This is a genomic window from Pedobacter nyackensis (genome assembly GCF_032678475.1).
Taxonomy (GTDB): Bacteria; Bacteroidota; Bacteroidia; order Sphingobacteriales; family Sphingobacteriaceae; genus Pedobacter; species Pedobacter nyackensis_A.
The window spans coordinates 26,302-45,496 of sequence record NZ_JAVTSF010000006.1; the positions used below are offsets into that span (position 1 = coordinate 26,302).

General features: G+C 40.9%; 12 protein-coding genes. 3 read left to right on the top strand and 9 right to left on the bottom strand.

Annotated features, from left to right (window positions below; all coding sequences use genetic code 11):
- Positions 1 to 6: 6 nt before the first annotated feature.
- From R2Q84_RS18350 to R2Q84_RS18360, 3 genes are all read right to left on the bottom strand, one after another.
- On the bottom strand, positions 7 to 2,943 hold the full coding sequence (locus tag R2Q84_RS18350; RefSeq protein WP_316818044.1) for a tail fiber domain-containing protein: 2,937 nt from the start codon (positions 2,941 to 2,943) through the stop codon (positions 7 to 9).
- Between the two features lie 3 nt (positions 2,944 to 2,946).
- Positions 2,947 to 8,367, bottom strand: a complete 5,421-nt coding sequence (locus R2Q84_RS18355) for a hypothetical protein (RefSeq protein WP_316818045.1) — start codon at positions 8,365 to 8,367, stop codon at positions 2,947 to 2,949.
- Positions 8,368 to 8,892: 525 nt separating this feature from the next.
- Positions 8,893 to 9,273 carry a VOC family protein gene (locus R2Q84_RS18360; protein WP_316818046.1) on the bottom strand — a complete coding sequence of 127 codons (381 nt, stop codon included), beginning with the start codon at positions 9,271 to 9,273 and terminating at the stop codon, positions 8,893 to 8,895.
- A 92-nt stretch (positions 9,274 to 9,365) separates the two neighbouring features.
- On the opposite strand from R2Q84_RS18360, the gene R2Q84_RS18365 reads away from it, so the two are divergent.
- Positions 9,366 to 10,445, top strand: coding sequence for an aminotransferase class V-fold PLP-dependent enzyme (locus tag R2Q84_RS18365; protein ID WP_316818047.1), 1,080 nt, complete (start codon positions 9,366 to 9,368; stop codon positions 10,443 to 10,445).
- Here R2Q84_RS18365 and egtD read toward each other — a convergent pair.
- Complete coding sequence (gene egtD, locus R2Q84_RS18370) at positions 10,442 to 11,434, bottom strand: L-histidine N(alpha)-methyltransferase (RefSeq protein ID WP_316818048.1); 993 nt, start codon at positions 11,432 to 11,434, stop codon at positions 10,442 to 10,444. The genes R2Q84_RS18365 and egtD overlap by 4 nt on opposite strands.
- An 8-nt stretch (positions 11,435 to 11,442) precedes the next feature.
- On the bottom strand, positions 11,443 to 12,594 hold the full coding sequence (gene egtB, locus R2Q84_RS18375) for an ergothioneine biosynthesis protein EgtB (RefSeq protein WP_316818049.1): 1,152 nt from the start codon (positions 12,592 to 12,594) through the stop codon (positions 11,443 to 11,445).
- 183 nt (positions 12,595 to 12,777) lie between these two features.
- Here egtB and R2Q84_RS18380 point away from each other — a divergent pair, with 183 nt between their 5' ends.
- On the top strand, positions 12,778 to 13,749 hold the full coding sequence (locus R2Q84_RS18380; protein ID WP_316818050.1) for a helix-turn-helix domain-containing GNAT family N-acetyltransferase: 972 nt from the start codon (positions 12,778 to 12,780) through the stop codon (positions 13,747 to 13,749).
- 57 nt (positions 13,750 to 13,806) lie between these two features.
- Here the strand turns inward: R2Q84_RS18380 and R2Q84_RS18385 are convergent, their stop codons facing one another.
- From R2Q84_RS18385 to R2Q84_RS18395, 3 genes are all read right to left on the bottom strand, one after another.
- Complete coding sequence (locus R2Q84_RS18385; protein WP_316818051.1) at positions 13,807 to 13,977, bottom strand: quinol oxidase subunit 4; 171 nt, start codon at positions 13,975 to 13,977, stop codon at positions 13,807 to 13,809.
- A gap of 75 nt (positions 13,978 to 14,052) precedes the next feature.
- Positions 14,053 to 15,264 (bottom strand): NO-inducible flavohemoprotein, encoded by a 1,212-nt coding sequence (gene hmpA, locus R2Q84_RS18390; protein ID WP_316818052.1) that lies wholly within the window; start codon positions 15,262 to 15,264, stop codon positions 14,053 to 14,055.
- A 48-nt stretch (positions 15,265 to 15,312) separates the two neighbouring features.
- Complete coding sequence (locus tag R2Q84_RS18395) at positions 15,313 to 15,750, bottom strand: Rrf2 family transcriptional regulator (protein ID WP_316818053.1); 438 nt, start codon at positions 15,748 to 15,750, stop codon at positions 15,313 to 15,315.
- A 235-nt stretch (positions 15,751 to 15,985) separates the two neighbouring features.
- Between R2Q84_RS18395 and R2Q84_RS18400 the strand changes: the two genes are divergently transcribed.
- Positions 15,986 to 16,411, top strand: coding sequence for an SRPBCC domain-containing protein (locus R2Q84_RS18400; RefSeq protein ID WP_316818054.1), 426 nt, complete (start codon positions 15,986 to 15,988; stop codon positions 16,409 to 16,411).
- A gap of 17 nt (positions 16,412 to 16,428) precedes the next feature.
- Here R2Q84_RS18400 and R2Q84_RS18405 read toward each other — a convergent pair whose 3' ends face one another.
- The gene (locus R2Q84_RS18405; RefSeq protein ID WP_316818055.1) at positions 16,429 to 19,110 is read right to left on the bottom strand and encodes an alpha-L-rhamnosidase; all 2,682 of its coding nucleotides are present in this window, start codon (positions 19,108 to 19,110) and stop codon (positions 16,429 to 16,431) included.
- Positions 19,111 to 19,195: the final 85 nt, after the last annotated feature.

The following is a 19,195-nucleotide window of genomic DNA, read 5'->3' on the forward strand; positions in this document are numbered from 1 at the left end:
CTCTTGTTATTGCATTTTTTTGAGGATGCTGTTGATCTGCTCCTGTTGTTTATCCATGCGGACTTTCAATGCGTCAATTTCTTTTTGTTGTTCTTTTACTGCCTGAATCAGCATACCGGTAAGCTGCGTATAGTCTACTTTTAAGAAGCCGTCTTTGCCTTTGGTCACCATTTCCGGATAAACGGTTTGAAGCTCCTGGGCAATTACCCCTATTTTTACGCCTACAGCATATTTACGTTGATCTTTATATTCAAAACTTACCCCTCTGATCTGATCAATTTTCTGAAGCACAGTGGTTAATGTTTCGATATGCGTTTTCAGGTTTCTATCGGACGGTGTATACAAGTTTCCGTTTACCGTCAGGTCTTGTCCCAGGTTTGCATTTCCCTGTGCATCGAAACTTAAGCCTTCGCCATCGTTTCCTTTATTGCTAATCGCGAATACAGATAACTTAATGTTTTCTGTTGCTATGTGATTACCTAAATTATCTTTTCCAACTGGTGTTGAAGATGTTGCGGCTGTAATGCTGGCATCTACATATTTTTTGGTTGCTGCCTCCTGATCTGAAACCGGATCGGCAAGGTTGATAATTTTAAAATTAGCAGTTCCATCACCCATTACCACGTCTGCTGTGGCAGTACCAAAATCACTTACAGGTACTGCATTTTTAGCAACAGCTACTGCTTTATTGTTCGCATCTCCAACTAAGATATGATCTGTTGGCAAATCCAGTGATCCCGGTGTTGAAGTTCTGGAGTCTACATAGTTTTTAGTTGCGGCATCCTGCTCAAATATCGGATCAGCAAGCTCGCTGATGTTAAATCTTTGAGCAGCATCTCCCATATAAATATTATCCGCTGCTTTAGCAAAACCACTAATGGCAATATTCTTTTTAGGTGTAGCGATTGCTTTACCTTGTGCGTCTCCTAAAAACATGTTGTCTTTAGCAAGTGCAAGTATAACCGATGGACTTTTGAACAAATCGTCTACATATTTTTTGTTTGATGCATCCGCATCCGCTATCGGTGTAGCTACATTGGTTAAGAGGAAACCACCGATAGAAATATCGGCTGTAGCATCTCCAAACCCACTTAAAGGAATGGTATTCTTTAAAACATCGGCTGCTTTGCCATTGGCATCACCTACAAACAGGTTACCGTTGGTCAGGTTAATTTTAGCCGGATTGATAATTTTATTGTCTACGTATTTCTTGGTCGCAGCATCATTATCGGCAAAAGGTTCTGCAAGCCCCATTAGTTTAAATCCACCAATGGCAATGTCTGTTGTAGCTTCGCCAAAACCGCTTAAAGGAATCAGATTTTTAGCCGTAGCCGTAGCGGTACTGATATCATTTCCTACAAACATATTTCCCTTTGGAAGGTTAAGATTTCCGGGTGTAATCACGCGTGTGTCTACATAGTTTTTTGTTGCTGCATCCTGGGCGGCTGAAGGATCAGCCATATTGATGATTTTAAAGTTCCCTCCGGCTAAACCAGTACCCATAGATACATTAGCAAACGCTTTATCAAAACCACTTATCGGAATGTTTTTCTTATCTACCCCTACAGCTTTGTTTGAAGAGTTACCTACAAAAAAGTGATTATTGGTTAATACAAGTGAGGCAGGATTACTAAACAATGCATCTACATAACTCTTGGTTGTTGCATCTGAGCCTACTGATGGATTGGCAAGATTGGTAATTTTAAAATTGGAAACCCCATCTCCCATGGAAACATGGTCAAAAGGATTGGCAAATCCACTTAAAGGAATATTTGTTTTATCCAGTTTCTCGTCTGTTATGGCAAGGTCTTTAATCGTTAATTTTCCTGTTGTGGAAACTGTGGCATCACCAGACAAGGGAACGGATACGGCAACATTTGAGGCATTCCCGACAAAGATGTGTCCGTTGCGAAGAGTATTATCTAAAGACACCCAGGTTGTACCATTGTAAACGTAAAGTTTATGATCAGCCGTGTTGTAAAACACCTCACCTTCATTTACGATGTTTGTAGCAGGGTCTGGATTGACAGTACCTGTAGGGCTTGATCCGTTCATGGAAATCACTACCCATTTACCGTTGTTCTCGTATACATATAATTTATTCAGATCGGTATTAAAAAAAAGGTCACCCGGCTTAGGATTGGCAGGGAGCTCCGTATCTCCTCCACCGGGAATTGACATGCTACTTATTGGCGCCCAATCTCCGTCCTTGCTCATCATGTACAGCTTCTTTTCACCTTCCACGAAAAAAACATCACCAAATTTTGCTGATGTTGGCAATGCAGAAAGCTCTTTCAGCAATTCCCATGAAGCACCGTTGAAAACATAATTTTTATCGTCGATACCATAATAGATCACATCACCTTGATTTGCATTAGCCGGGAAACCAAACACGAATGGAATATTATCAACCGTAACCCAGCCTCCTTGTTCTAACCTATACACCTTGGAATCACTTGTATTTAGGACTACATCCCACAGTTTGGAGCTGGATTGAGGTAAAGATGATCCTGAATTATAATTTGGGATACTCTTATCAATGGCTAAGACTGCTGTGTTTTGAGCGGTAGTCAACACATTCATCATGGCACTATTGGTGATCAATGGAAATCCTTTAGTTGAGGGACGATAGAGCATACCATCACCAAGCGAAGGTGGCCTGGTTCCTAAATTTTTCGTTACTGCATCTACCTCCTGACTGCTTGTCACCAATGAGATTACTTCAAACATACTTCCGGTATTGTCTATGATCCTGTCGCCGGCCATAGCCCCCGAAGCCTGAAATATGTTACCCTGATCACTGAATATACCTTTTATCTGATATTGGTTGTTTCCCATATCAGTGATCTGCTGAATATTGAATAATCCGTTAAACTGAGTCAGTACCTGAGCGCTACTATAAGAGGCACAAAAAATCAGAAAACCAAGTATGTATAATCTCATTTGTTAAAAATTAATCATGATGTAAAAACCAAGAGGGCTCTTTACGTTGCTTAAGTTTACCAGTTTCATATTCAACATTCCATTCGCATACCCTGTTACGGAAATGTTCACAGCCAAACTACCTCCTACATAATTAAAGCCATCAGCTCCAGTTAAAGAAGGTTGTGCAGCCGTTCTAACCCCAACTGCAACAAATGGTATCACCGCATCCTCAACTGAATTGTTTGTCAGTTTGGATTCATCGTTGATGTTAATATCCATAAATAGTTTATCGCCAATTTCTGCGAAGGAAGTATTCACCCTCATGTAATACACCAATACACCCGGAGGAATGCTGATATCGACCACATTTCCCGTTAACTTGTAGGTTACTCCTGGGCCTGAGGCTTTAACAATCACCTTTCCTCCGTTTAATTTGTACACCTGGTATGCCGCACCACTGCCGCCGCCAGTTGCCGGAGCTACCCATGTAGCCGCAGTACCTGCAGCGTTCACTGTTAATACTTTATTTGCATCTGCAGGTGCAACAATTGGTGCGATCTTGTCTAATTTATTCTTATCGGCAGGTAGCATTAAACTCGCTGCAGTAAGCGATCCGGCTGGAATATCAGCACCTGTTCCTGTTGATGGTTTTATTGTTCCTTTGTCGACCGCAGCAGTATAGGTTAAATTGGTTGTTCCACCACCAGCTGCAGGTGTTGCCCATTTGAAACCACCAGTTCCATTTGAAGACAATACCTGTCCGTCGGTCCCATTGGTATTAAGGGCACTTAACTTCGTTGCTGTAATGGTTTCCTGAGCAATATCGGCAGCTGTGATTGTGCCATCTTTAATGTGTGTAGAGGTCACTTTGTCATTACCAATTTTAGCAGCAAATGTTCCTTTTCCACTTCCGGTAACATCATCGGTCAGTGTGATGGTTTGATCTCCGGTATTCACACCAGATACAGTTGCGCCGTTTGTGATGTTACTTCCGGTTACAGGCCCTGTTGCAGCAACAGAACCCGGCGTAATGGCACCTAAACCTAACGTAATGACAGGCGTTGTAGTTGCATTTGTAACTGTACTGGTAATTCCGTTATTAGGTACAACAGATACATTGCTTACTGAGCCACCGCCTGCGGCGTTAAGTGTATTACCGTTAAAAGTCAGACCTGTGCCCAAAGTAATTTCACTTACTACAGTGCCAGATGCGCCCGATCCCAGTAATTTATTGCTGGTCATGGCTTGCATCTTTGCATAAGTCACCTTATTTGGAGCTATAGTTGTTGTATTACCCACAGAAGTAACATCTCCGTTTAAATTGGCATTTGTGGTTACTGTTGCAGCATTACCTGGTATATTGATCTGGTCGCCCGTATTGGTTCCAGAAACTGTTGCGCCTGCAGCAATATTACTTGCAGTTACATTTCCAGTAGTTACGACAGAGGTAGGTTTGATATTTCCTAAAGCCAATGTGATGGCAGGTGTTGTTGTTGCATTGGCAACAGTACCACTTACACCATTCGCATCAACGATGGATACATTTGTTACCGACCCACTTCCACCACCTACAGCATTAGACCATGTGGCAGCCGTAGCTGTACTGTTTACGGTTAAAACTTTGTTCGCATCGCCAGCTTTGATTGCCGGGATTTTGCTATCCACATAAGTTTTTACTGCTTTCTGGGTTGGATAAAGTGTTGAAGAATTATTGGCTAATGCAGCATCGTCGCTTTTGTTTGTCAGATTTTCTTTTAGCAGCAATCCATTTTTACTGGCCACAACAGTAGGATTTGCATCTACCCTTGCATCTGTATAATAGAGATGACTTGGTACTTCGGTTACCTGATCTGTTTTATAATCGTTTGCAGCTGCAACAACGGTTCCTGTTCTACCAAAAACACTGGCAACATTACTGCTGTTGCTTACCTTATCCCATGCCGTACCGTTTGAAATTACCCAATCTCCCAATCCCAGGTTTAACCCCTGGTAAGTTCCGGCTTTTGTAACCACAAAATAATAACCTTTATTGCCTGTAGTAGCAGGGTCTAAAACAGGTGTATTGCTAACGGCGTCATAAGTACCGCGATAGTTTACCGCTCCGGTTAAAGCAGCCGGCAAATACTGACTGTCAATTTTACCAAATTGATCTAATGGGGTTACGCCCAATGGAGATCCTTTTTCTGTTTTGTCTATTTTAAGATCTAATGCTTCTTTAGTTTTGGCACTTACAATTTTGTCTATGTCTGCTGTATTTTGAACATTTTCTAATCCTAAATTGAAGCGTGCATCCAATGCATTATCGGCGCCTGTGCCACCATTTACAACGGCAACAATACCAGTAACATTTTCCGCCGTAGCTGCCGATCCGGCTGTGGTTGCCGTACTTGCATTTCCTATTAAATCAGCAGTGATATTTCCAGCTGAAAAGTTGCCGTTGGCATCTCTTTTTACAATCGTATTTGGAAGATTAGCCGGTGTAGCAGCATTTGCCAGTTCCACCCCGTCCTTAATAACCGGTGCTGTTAAGCCCCCAACAAACTTTACTTCCGGACTAGCTGCAGAACCTGCTAAATCGCCCGCTAACATCAGTTTTCCTTTTGTAGTTCCATCTGCATCAGGAACAGCACCTGCGCCAATTACGGCACCTTTTACAGCCTCATCAACATAATCTTTTGTAGCCTTTGCAGAAGGATATTGATCGTCTGTTGCATTTAAGAATTTGGCATCTTTAGTTTTATTTGCTTTATCCTCTTTCAGATCTAAACCTAAGTCTTTTTTTAATTCATCAGGAGTTACCTCAATTAAGGTTGTTGCACTACCTGCTTTAAGGAAGTTCCCTGGTGTATAAGAGCCTATTCCTGTTCCTCCGTTTGGTACCGGAAGTATCCCGGTTAAAACACCTACGCCAACCGTTCCCCAGCTACCATCGCCACGGAGAACAGATGACACATCAGCAGTTCCGGTGGTCTTCAAAGTGTTTAATGGAACAGTGCCCACACCAAACCGTCCTTCCGCAATGGTGCCAGAAGTCAGGTTATCAGCATTGGTCTGATCAACGTTTTTTACATTTTCAAGCGCAAGTAGTGTTTTTACCTGGGTAGCGTTTAAGCCTACAGGTACGGCAGCACCGGCAGTGTTATTTCCCATAAGGGTATTTCCGGCTATGGAATCCAGGCTTAATGTAGCGTCACCCTTTAATGCTCCACCAGTTAATCCTGTTCCAGCAATAACACCGGTAATATCGCCAGATGAAAGTCCGCTAACAGACAATACACCATTTGCATCAATGTTAAGGTTTGAACCTATTTTTACTACACCCAATGTAGTAGCACTTGCAGTCTCTGCAGCAAGAACGCCTCCATTTAAGGAGATACCATTACCTAAAGTGATGGCTTCCGGACTACCTGTTCCTGCAGTACTTCTTCCCATCAAGGTTTTTGAAGCGATGTCGGCCATTTTAGAAAATGTAACGGCTTTATCAGCTAAACCTAAATCTGTAGCATTACCATCGCCGGTTAATGTAGCATCATGTTTAACTGCAATTAAACCACCTCCCGCTGCTGTAGTAATTTTAGCTTGTAACTCTTCAAGTGCTGCTTGCACATTGGTTGAAGCCAATGCGCCTGCAGGAGTTACCGGTACTGTTAACGCAATCTGGTCTCCCGAATTGGTATTAGAGGTATTGTTGATCAGGGTCAATTGTGCATCAGTAATGTATTTTCTATCGGCAGACTCGGCAATATCAGCAGTTGTAGCATCTTCGCCTTTTATAACCAGACCTTTTGAATCGTAAGTTATTTTTGTTTTGGTTGCGCCTGTAATGGTTGGATTGGCATCCACTTTTCCTTTCAGTGCGGCATCTATTCCTAAATTAACCAAAGCTTCTGCTGCTGTTTTACCTCCGGTTCCTCCGTTTGCGATTGCAACAACTCCCGTAACATTTGAAGCTGTACCGCTAACATTCCCTATAGCGTTGCCTATATTCGGCGTAGTTAAAACTGGGGAATCTCCTAATACTACCGGTCCGGAACCTGTTGTTGTTGCAGCAATTACAGCTCCGTTTTTCCCCATTAACAGACCATCTACAGATGTTCCAAGGGTAATTTGCGGGGTTGTAGATGGATTGGTAACCGATCCGGTGAACCCATTTTTGGATTCAACTGATACTGTAGTTACTGTACCAGCTCCGGCACCTGCGCCTGCACCGTTGGATGCGGCTGTGATCCTGCCTTTTTTGTCAATGGTTATATTTGCCGCTGTATAATTACCAGGGGTAACACCTGTATTGGAGAGTCCTAATGGACTGCCTACTATACCGTTACCAATAAGGGTGTTATCATGCACTACAATATTCCCTGCACCACTCCCACTATTAGCAAGTAAACCAGCCAGGTCTACATGACTATTTCTAGGTCCTGAAATCGATAAAATGGTGCCTGCCAGACTTAAAGACTGGTTCAGGTCGCCCAGATTTACGGAATTCCCCCCTTTTATCGATAAAGTTTGTAAGCCATCAAAGCTAAGGCTAAGCTCCTGACCACCTGCAACCAATCTGTCATCTACGTATTTTTTTGTTGCTGCATCCTGGTTATTGGTTGGGTTTCCCAGATTGGTTAACTTAAATCCACCCATAGCAATGTGCTTAAGTGGGGTGCCAAAACCACTCAAAGGGATTTTTGACTTATTCAGATCTACATTTTCAATTGCGCCATCGGCTATTTTTGCTGAGGTTACAGCATTGTCTGCCAGGTCTAAAACAAGATCTGTCAATACCGCATCTTTGCCATTTTGAATAGCTATGGTTCCAGCAGAGGTAACTGTTTTTCCAACACCAGGTAAGCCACTGCCAGAATCTCCCTTTTCACCTTTCTCTCCCTTTTCGCCTTTCTCGCCTTTTTCACCACTGTCTCCTTTCTCTCCTTGTAAACCTTTCTCGCCTTGAGCCCCCTTGTCGCCTTGAGAGCCTTTTTCACCCTTTTCTCCTTTTGGCCCAACCAACAATATTCCGTTTGAAGGCCAGTTTCCTGAAACCTTGGGTCCGAATAAGGTACTGGTTATGATATTGAGATAAAAATCTCCATTGTTTCCAATTCCGGCCCCTGGAGTAGAATTACCACTTAAAATGGTATTTCCATTTGCTCCTGATCCACCAGAACTGAGTTCGGAATTATTGGCCAGCTTTTGCCATTGTCCATTACTGTAGAAATAAAAACCAGGCGTGTCATTTGTTTGATAGATTAATAAACCACTCGCGGGGTTGTTAATACCATTACGTTGTACAACTGACATTCTTGGGATAAGCAAACCTTTAGAAGTAGATAGTATTTCCAATTGGGCACTTGCATCTGGAGTGCTTGTACCTATTCCTACCTGCGCTTTTGCATTAAATGCAAATAGCAATCCAACAAACATGGTATAATGCTTAACTGTTTTATTCATGAAGATATTTTAATTAGATGTTATTGTATTTTTTTTAAAAAGGGAGATTTTTAGCAAATGAGTTCCTATTGATAATTTAAAAAATTATCATCGAGGCTACTTACTATTAAAATCAGAGTTAAATCACTAAAATTAAATGGGTTCAGGAGTTATCCGGACCACTATCCCCTTTGTATATAGTAATAAATACAGGGTTCTGCCTACTTCTGGAATACTGATAGTAATTTTTCTTTCTTGGGAACATATTTTATAAACAATAGTGAGGGACAGTTTATTCATTTCTAGCAGACCCATAGGCAAGCCTGTATCAAACGAACAACCATCGATTTAGCTGCAAAGCTAACATTCACTAATGGATTATTATGTGATCCAGGACACATTATTGAGGTAAAAAGCAACACAAATAATTAAATAATTAATTTTCAATCGCTTAAAAAGCAATTTCCGCTTATCATTGTTAAGTAAAATGACATTATAAGCACATTTTTGTCTTAAAATACCATAAAACGTATAAAATTCTGTGGATTATTCGGTCTCTAAAACTGAAAGGATATTACCGGCGGGATCTTTAAACCAGGCAATAACCGGTCCTTCACCACGAAAAATCCCCTTGTCATCCGTTTTAAAGTCTTCATCGGTATAGCGCTCAAACTGTACGCCTTTCTCCAGTAATGCATCGACAGTATTTTCTACGCTATCAACCGGGAAATTCAGCACAGTAAATGTCGCTGCCAGATGATCGGCTTTTGGATATATCATTACTGGTGTTGATCCTCCTATGTGTAACTCAAGGATCCCCATCTCATTATCTTTAACTTCCAATCCTAAAACTGACTGATAAAATTCTTTAGCATTCTCAATATCATCTACTGAAAATGTGCTAAACGCTTTTGAGTTTTTTAGCATGACTTTTAGTTTAAAAAATTGACCTTATTTATTACAAATAAGAAAGCATAAAGTTTGTTGCAGTACTACCTTTAAAATCTTTAAATTTGAAAATGAGCTATTTGAACCTATATCCTGTCATCGATAATTACACTTATTTAAACACAGCAAATTCAGGGATTTTATCCACAATGGCGCAGGATTGGAGAAGCAAACATGATACTGAATTTCTGCTGGAAGGTAGTAATCATCGGGTGCAACATGCTTCTATTTTCCCTGAATTAAAGCAAAATCTGGCGAAGTTGTTTGGATCAGAAGTAGAACAGGTATTTCTTGTGCCTAACTTCTCTTTTGGCTTTAATACTTTGCTGGACGGATTGGATAAAAAGCACCGCTTTCTATTATTGGACGAAGACTATCCTTCTGTAAATTACCCGGTGCGCAGCAGAGGGTTTGAATATTCAACAGTACCGATCAGTGGGAATATAGAGGAGCATATTTTAACTGCGATTGAAGATTTTAAGCCCAGTGCTTTTGCCTTTAGCCTGGTTCAATATATTAGCGGGTTGAGACTTAGTCCCAATTTCATCAAGACCATTAAACAGGATTACCCAGACCTTCTTCTTATTGCCGACGGCACGCAATTTTGCGGTACTGCACCGTTTAACTTCGAAAGTTCGGGTTTAGATGCGATCTTGTCCAGTGGCTATAAATGGATGCTGGGAGGCTATGGAAATGGCTTTGCTTTGGTGTCTGACCAATTGAGAACACAACTGTTTCAGGAAAGGAAGAAAGCTGCCTTGCCGACAGAGAATTTCCTTCAGGGCAAAGACTACCTTTCTCTATGCTTCGAGCCTGGACACCTGGATACTTTAAACTTTGGCACTTTAAATCAAAGCCTTTACCACCTCCAATCAATAGGACTTGAAAACATCGAACAAACTACCCAGTCCATATGTGCGCGGGCAAGAACGGAGTTTTGTTCCAGGGGTCTGTTAAATGCTGAACTGTTGGAGAGAGAAGTGCAGTCAACCATAATTAGTCTTCCTTTAGCACCTCCTATTTGCGAAAAACTAATTGAGGCTAAGATTCTGTTTTCTAACCGGGGAGCCGGCAGTAGATTTTCTTTCCATTTTTACAACACCCAGGAAGATTTAGACCGACTACTATCAGCCCTCGATGGAAAGAATTAGGTTAAACTCGCATCTGTCACCGTCCATACTGCATCAACAAAGTACTTATTTGCATCAAAGAAGTTGGTTTGGTATTGAAATCCGCAACTGGAAGCAAGTTTTTTGATGTCTTCCAAAGCATATTTTTGTGAGATTTCCATAAATATATACTCATTACAGGCAAACCCAATTGTTGCTGTATCTCCGATATGAACGGTTTGGTCTTTTAAACTAATCAGATAACTTTTACAGGCTCCCGATTCCGGATCATAACTGGCATAATGCTCAAAATTTTCAGGTTCAAAATCACCGCCCAGTTCTCTGTTAATGCGTTCCAGAAGATTCAGATTAAATGCGCTGGTGATTCCCTTACTATCGTTATAAGCTGCCAATATTTGTTTCGGATTTTTTTTCAGATCAAAACCAATAATCAGCATATCATCATTGGACAATAATTTCCTCAGGGAAAGTAAAAAGTCAGCAGCTTCATCCTGGTTCATATTTCCAATATTAGCTCCCATAAACAACACCACTTTTCTTCGTTTAGAAAGTGTAGTTGCCTTATTCAACATAGCCAGATAATCACCATTTAGGCCTTTTACGTCCAATCCAGGTAATTCCTTTGGTAAATTAACCTCCAGATCACTGATTACATGTGCAGAGATGTCGACCGGTAAGTAAGTAAATTTCTGTTTTCCCTTATTCAGCTCTTTTAACAAAAAAATAGACTTCGTAGCGTCTCCCGCCCCCAGTTCTATCAGGTCAAAGGGAGTATTTTCCATCATAATCAGCGCTGCGATCTGTTTGGCCTGATTTGAAAATATATCCATCTCGGCATTGGTCAGGTAGTAGTCCTCCATTTCCATAATCTGTTGAAATATAGAACCTCCTCTTTCATCATAAAAGTACTTTGCCTGCATAAACTTAGGGCTGGCCTGGAGTCCGGCTAACGTTTCAGTAAGAAACAGCAGCTCAACAGCGGTTAAATTTTCGGTTGTATTTGTGCTCATATATCGTGTTAGCGGGCTAATCGTATTCCCGTAAATTGCCATCTTAAATGTGGATGAAAAAAATTCCTGTAAGTTATCCTGCTATGATCTGGTGATGTTGCTTCTGATGCGCCCCGAAGTACTTTTTGGTTCACCATAAACTTACCATTGTATTCTCCTATTGCACCTGCTGCTCTGCTAAATCCAGGATAAGGAAGGTATGCACTTTCTGTCCATTCCCATCTTTCTCCCCATTTAAATACATTGGCAGCTATTTCCCATTCAAATTCTGTAGGCAAACGCATTTTGCGCCAGTTTGCAAATGCATACGCTTCATAATAACTGATGTGCGTAACAGGGGCCTTCAGGTGAATCGGTTTAAGTCCCCCAAGTGTATAAACATACCATACGCCATCTACCAAATGCCAGTACAAGGGTGCAGTAATTTTATCGTTCTTCAGCCAATCCCAACCTTCAGCATGCCAATACACAAAATTGGTATAACCACCATCATCCATAAACTCCAGGTATTCTTCGTTGCTGATCAATTTTGAACTGATGGAAAAATCCTGCAGGTAAACCTTATGCCGCCCCAGTTCGTTATCGAAACAAAAGCCTTCTCCTAAATAGCCAATTTCGTAAACACCTTCTTGAAAGGAAATCATTTCAGCGATATTACCGTCAAATTCATCGGTAATGGTTTCTGCTATTTTATAAGCTGGAAAGAGAGGATTATTTCCCAGAATATATTTGATATCTGTCAACAGCAGTTCCTGATGTTGCTGTTCATGATTAAAACCTAACAAAAGCAGTGCTTTGATATCTTCAGTAAGCGTCTTTTTTAAAAACTCCCTCATAGCCAAATCTACGTAGGACCGATAAGCGTAGACTTCATTGACACTGGGCCGGCTGAGATTACCTCTGTCTGTACGGATTACATGATTGCCAATGGTTTCATAATAGCTATTGAATACATAATTGTATTCGTGATTGTAGACTCTGTATTCTTCATGAAATGGTTGTAAAATAAAAGTTTCGAAAAACCATGTAGTATGACCGAGGTGCCATTTAGGCGGACTAACATCTATAACAGGCTGCACCACATAATCTTCAGTTTGCAAAGGTTCACAAATTTGCTCGCTGTGTTTCCTGATTTGCATATACTGTTCCGAAAGTACCATCAATGTTTATCTAAGTAAATCTTAAGTTCTGTAATGGTATTAACATTTAGCACTTTCGATTGTTTTTCTTTCCTCATTAATCCATACGAAATATTACAGTTCAGAGGATTTTTACGACTATTAAATTGGATTTTCAATTTTCTTCTCTACATTTGCATAACCAGTTATGTAATTAATTATACTATGAACTTTTTCGAGAAGACAGGAAAAATGGCATTGGGTAGTCGTCTGAGATTGATGACTGCAAAAATAACGGATGATGCCGCGAAGATATACGAGTTGTACGATGTAGATTTTTCACCAAAATGGTTTCCTGTATTTTTTATTCTTGCGGAAAGTGATGAAAAAACCATTACCGAAATTGCTAATGAAATCGGACATTCGCAACCCTCTGTTAGTAAGATTACCCAGGAAATGATCACCGCAGGCCTGGTTCAGGAAAATCGGGAATCAGCAGATAAACGAAGGAATGTTATTGCACTGACAAAAAAGGGGAAAGCGATCTGGAAGCGGATTGAGGTTCAGTGTACGGATGTGGATGCAGCTATTGAAAGTATTATTTCGGAAGCCAGGCATAACCTGTGGGAAGCAATTGAAGAATGGGAATTCCTTTTGGAACAAAAGTCATTACTAAAAAGAGTACAGGAGCAAAAGAAATTACGGGAAAGTAAAGATGTGCAGATCGTAGCATATGAAGACCAATATCAGGCAGTTTTCAGATCATTAAACGAAGAGTGGATCTCTAGATATTTCAAAATGGAGGAAGCGGATTATAAAGCTTTGGACAATCCTAAAACTTATATTCTGGACAAGGGCGGTAAAATATTTATAGCGTTGTACAACAACATGCCCGTAGGTGTTTGTGCACTCATCAAAATGAACGACCCTGACTATGATTTTGAGCTGGCAAAAATGGCTGTTTCGCCAAAAATCCAGGGAAAGAGTATAGGTTGGTTACTTGGTCAGGCAGTTGTAAATGCAGCAAAGGAACTGGGTGCATCCAAACTTTACCTGGAAAGCAATACCAGTTTAAAACCAGCCATCAACCTCTATCATAAGTTAGGGTTTAAAAAAGTAGTTGGCAGGTCTACCCCTTACGAACGCTGTAATATCCAAATGGAGCTAGACCTCGGTATATTTACGCCTATCAGGTAAGATTATTTATAAGTAATTTATTGCTCTGATACTATAACCGTATCAGAGCAATTTTAGTTAATGTTTTTTTTGCTGTCCTGGCGCAAAAGGTTTTGCTGATTTTGAACCTGTTCCTTTTTTTGCCTGTCCGGGAGGCACTTTACCACTATTTCCTGCCGTTCTTGTAGTGTAACATGAAGTTAAAAACAAAAAACCTGAAATAGCCAGTACAAAATATATCTTACGCATATAGTTTTTTCATGTATAGTGCCATTTGCGTGCCAAAAAAGCATTTTCAAAGTGATCCGGGATTTAATTCAGATCTCAGTTGAGCTGAACCAATGCAGGGCCAAACTCCTCAAAAAGAATAGCTTCTTTTTCAATTCCCCTGGCGATCAGATCCTGATACTGTTTACGGATAAAAGCTGCCGGTCCGCATACGTAGTATTTAGTCCCAGGAAATTGTGGTAAAGCAGCGATTTTACTTAAATCCAAAAATCCCTCCACTACCCCTTCCTGCTTATCCAGTTCTGTTGGTGTATCGTAGAAGATATGTTGTTCTACCTGATCATTTTCATTAACGATTTCATCCAACTGATTTTTAAAGGCGTGTACCGAACGGTTGCGGCAACCGTGTAGCCAGGTAATGGGATGCTCAAAGTTCTTTTCAACCAAATTACCAAGCATACTCATCATTGGTGTTAAACCTACTCCTCCACTAATGAACACCACCGGAGCTGCATGATCTTCGGCCAACCTAAAATCACCTGCTGGAGCAGTCAGATCAATCACATCTCCAACCGCAATAGATTCATGAAGGTGATTACTGATCAAACCGTTCGTATCTAAAGTTGTTCCTTTTTCCGCTTTCACCGAAATGCGGTAATATTCCTGTGTAGGTACACTGGAAATGCTATATTGGCGTGCCTGATATAAATCCATTTCGGGTAAAAAAACACGCAGACTGATGTATTGACCTGGTATGTGTTTCATGACCTTACCGCCGTCGGCCGGAACCAGGTAAAATGAAGTTATTTCAGCAGACTCCTGAATTTTTTCCTTTACTTTAAAGGGACGCCATCCTGTCCAGCCATATTCCTCAGCAGTTTTATGTGCATAAATTTTTGCTTCGTGTCCTGACATCAGATCGGCAAGTTGCTGATAGGCAACAGTCCAGGCATCAATAATTTCTGGTGTAGCCGCAGCACCCAGAACTTCCTGAATAGATGCAATTAAATGACGTCCTACAATTTGATATTGCTCAGGGCGAATGTCGAGGCTCACATGCTTATGTCCTATCCGATCAACAACAGGCATCAAAACACCAGGGTTTGCAATGTTTTCCGCATAGCCCAATACCGCAAGTGCAAGTGCTGTTTGCTGTTTGCCACTTTGCTGATTCCCCATGTTAAACAAATTCTTAAGCTCGGGATGGTGTGTAAACATCCGGTTATAAAAATGTTTGGTTAACAATACTCCGTTTTCCCTTAAAACGGGAACTGTAGCGCTGATCAATTGTTTTTGTTCACTAGTCATAATTAAATATATAAATACCTTTTTATCCTTTATTTAGTTAATTTTTTTTTACTTCTTCAATTTGGTGATCCCCAGGTTTAAATCTTCATTAAAATCAGCGATCGAAGTATCCTGCAACATTTGCTGAATCTGGTTCCGAATGGCCTTAAATTCGTGATGTAATGGGCAAGGGTTACTTTCGGAACAAAATTCCAAGCCTAAACCGCAGCCTGTAAATAAACTCTTCCCATCAACTGCTTCTACCACATCAGATAGTGGTCTTTTTAAAGCGGATGCATCCATATAAAAGCCACCATTAGGTCCTTTAACGGATTGGACAATCCCTTTCTTACTCAAATCCTGTAGAATCTTTGCCAAAAAATGTTCAGGTGAATCGATACCGGTCGAAATCTCTTTGATCCCTACCCTGCTACCAGTAGCAGTCCGGTGCGCGATAAAGAAGACCGAACGCATTGCATATTCACATGTTTTTGAAAAAATTCCCATTGGCGGGACAAAGGTAAAGTATAATGACCAATAATAAAAGACAAATTTATCTTTTATTATTAAACCTTATGATTCTTATTAAAAAATACTTTTTTCTCAAACTTTTTTAATATTTTAGACTTACTACAAGTAAGAACCACTAAATAAATAATATGTCAATATACTTAGAATTTCCATCAATTGAGGATTACCCGGTATATGTACCGGCAGAACAAGCGACTAAACAATAGCCCATATGGCCGCAATAGAACACTTCAATACCATTAAGGCACCAGCTGCTAAAGTATACGAGGCACTTAGTACCCAAGAAGGACTATCAGAAGTATGGACCACACAGCTCCATGTAAAACCAGAGATCGGGTTCATCAACGAATTTACTTTCGGAAATGAAACCGACAAGATGAAAATTACCAGGCTGGATCCCAACAAACTCATCGAATGGGAATGTATAGATTCCGCACCGGAATGGATTGGCACCATTATATCCTTTGAACTTATTGAGAAGGGAGAAAAAACCGACATCAGATTAAAACAAGATGGTTGGGAAGAAGTCGGCGACTTCTTCCGTTCCTGTAACTATCACTGGGGCTGGTTCCTATACAGTCTTAAATGCTATTGCGAGGATGGTCAGGGCATCCCCTACCAAAGGCGGAAATTCTAAGATAAAATCTTAAACCATTACCTGATTTCGAATTTATATTGACCTGCTGCAAGCTGTACTTTGCGACCTGCTACCTTACCATCCACATAAATACGCTGAGCCGCACTCAAGCCTGGCTCCAGGCTAGCTGTTGAATTCGCTGGAACAACAACATTATATTCAATACCTTTCTCAGTCCTTTTCCATGAAGAGGTAATATTACCGTAAGGGCCTTTGTGACTCGCTTCGAAATGGCTTAATCCGGTTACGAAATTAGGTTTTAATAAAACATTCTTAAATCCCGGTTTCGATTCATCCACTTTAATTCCGCCCAGGCCTTTAAAGAACCAGCCACCAATTTCGCCAAACATCATATGGTTTTGAGAGATGTCCCTCGGCGCATTGATGTCCCAGTTTTCATACAAAGTTGTTGCTCCATTTACGATCCACCAACCCCAGCCTGGATAAGTATCCTGGGCAGCAAGTTTATAAGCAATTTCTCCATGGCCATTCTCGCTCAACGCATTTAAAATTGCTTTTGCGCCTAAAACACCTACATCCAGGTGCATTCCATCGGCAACAACCCTTTTTGCGAGATTATCCGCGACTTTTTGCTTAGACGCCTCTGGAACAATTCCCCATTGCAGGGCCATACTCAATTCCGTCTGCACACCTGAACCATAAATTCCCGTTTGCGCATTAAAATATTTTGTGTTAATCGCATTTTTGATTTTCTCTGCCAAGGCACTGTAGAAACGATAATCAGCATCGCGGTTAAACAACTTTGCCGCTTTGGCCAGGATATTTGCGTCTACGTAAAAATAAACCGACGAAGTATATTCTAAAGAGGATGTGGATTTTACCGGCACCCAATCTCCCCTGCCAAAAGTCGTTAAACCACCAACGCTTATTCCATCAACATAGTTCACATATCGCTTTATATTCTGATAGCAATCGGAAAGCAGTTTTGGGTCACCATAAAACATGTAAATATCCCAGGGTATAATGGCTATTGTACTGGTCCAATCGGTACCGTTTGCTCTTCCATAACCCCATCCACCTGTAGGAATAATATCAGGTAATACACCATTCGGTTGCTGTTCATCCCGATGGTCTGCCAGCCATTTTTCATATATAGTGATCCCATCAAAGTTATACAGACCTGTTTCTACAGCGAAATGTCCATCTCCTGTCCAGCCATTCTTTTCCCGTTGGGGACAATCTGTAGGATAACCGAAAAGGTTAGAGAGGTAAGAATTATTGGTTGCCCACCATAGTTTGTCAATCAAAGGGTTTGAAGAACTTATTTTACCTACTGCAGGCACATCGCTATGCATGAAATAACCTGTTACGCTTTTTTCGCTGAGATGGATAGGTTTGTTACTGGTAACTTCTACATATTGAAACCCTTTGTAATTAAATTTAGGCATAAACGATTCTTCTCCGTTGCCGTTTAAGATGAAAATATCGGTTTGAAAAGGATCGGACAGATCTTTCGGCCGGTGATAAACATCAATATTTGACATATCTGCACGGCCATTTTTATCCAGCCGTTCGGTATGTTTAAGGCGAATAACCGTCCCTTTTTCTCCTTTGACATTAATTTTTGTTACTCCGGCTATTGTTCTGCCCAAATCAAACAGGTAAGTGGTGTCGTTAAGCTTGCGCATCGATTTCACCTCAATTTCTTCTGTATTTCTAATTGGATGCATAACCTGGGCCACTACATTTTTAGACGGCGCCGCTCTAAGTGTAATCTCCCTCCATTTAGCATCATCGAAATCTGCAGTATTCCATCCTGTCTGTTCCAATCGTGCATCGTAATGTTCGCCTGTATAGATACTGTTAAATATCACCGGACTCAAGCTTGTTTTCCAATCATAACCAGTAGCAACAACTGCTGTACTTCCATCGGTATAAGTGATTCGTAAATCTAAACAGAAAGCAGGTCTTGCTCTCCAGGGTGCCCTGTCGAAATCCCATACCGCAAGGGATTGGTGGTTATACCAGCCATTGCCCAACAATACACCGATCGCATTTTTACCTTGTTTCAGATTTTCGGTCACATCATAGGTTACATACAGGTTCCTTCTATCAAACCGCGTATACATGGGATCCAGCCGGTGGTTACCTACTTTGTTACCATTCAGATAGAGTTCATATAATCCAGCTGCAGCAACATATGCCCTTGCTGATTTTATCTTCTTTTCAGGTTGGAAAACCTTACGAAAATAGGCAGCAGGCAGTGTATTTACATCAATTCCATCGCTAATCCAGTTTCCTCTCCAGTTATCCATCCCCATCATACCCGTTTCGAAACTTGAAATTGCAGGCTGTACTGCTTTATTGTCTTTATCCCAGATTTCCAGCTTCCAGTAATACTTAGTAAACGGTTGTAAGGGTACACCTTTATATTGAACCAGATTAGCACTCGAATTGAGCTTCTTTGAAGTCCAGAGGATTCGTTTTTCCGACATTAACCCCGCTGAGTCAAATCCTATAGTGATGCGATAAGCAGTTTGTCGGGCGCCTTCTCTGTCATCCAGCATCTTCCAGGACAATCTTGGAGATGAAGCGTCTATACCAATAGGCCTGCGCATATGTTCGCATCTCATCGATATTGGTTTGATAGTATCAGCCAAACTGATCTGAACACCAGCAAGCACCGACAACGCCAGTAAAAAAATAACGATCCTAAATTGGTCTGTATTTGGTTTCATCTTTTGTGGTTATCCTACTAAAATAAGGATGTGATTCCTAAATACCTACAACAAATGATCGTCGTTACCTGTTTCTATTTTTTTC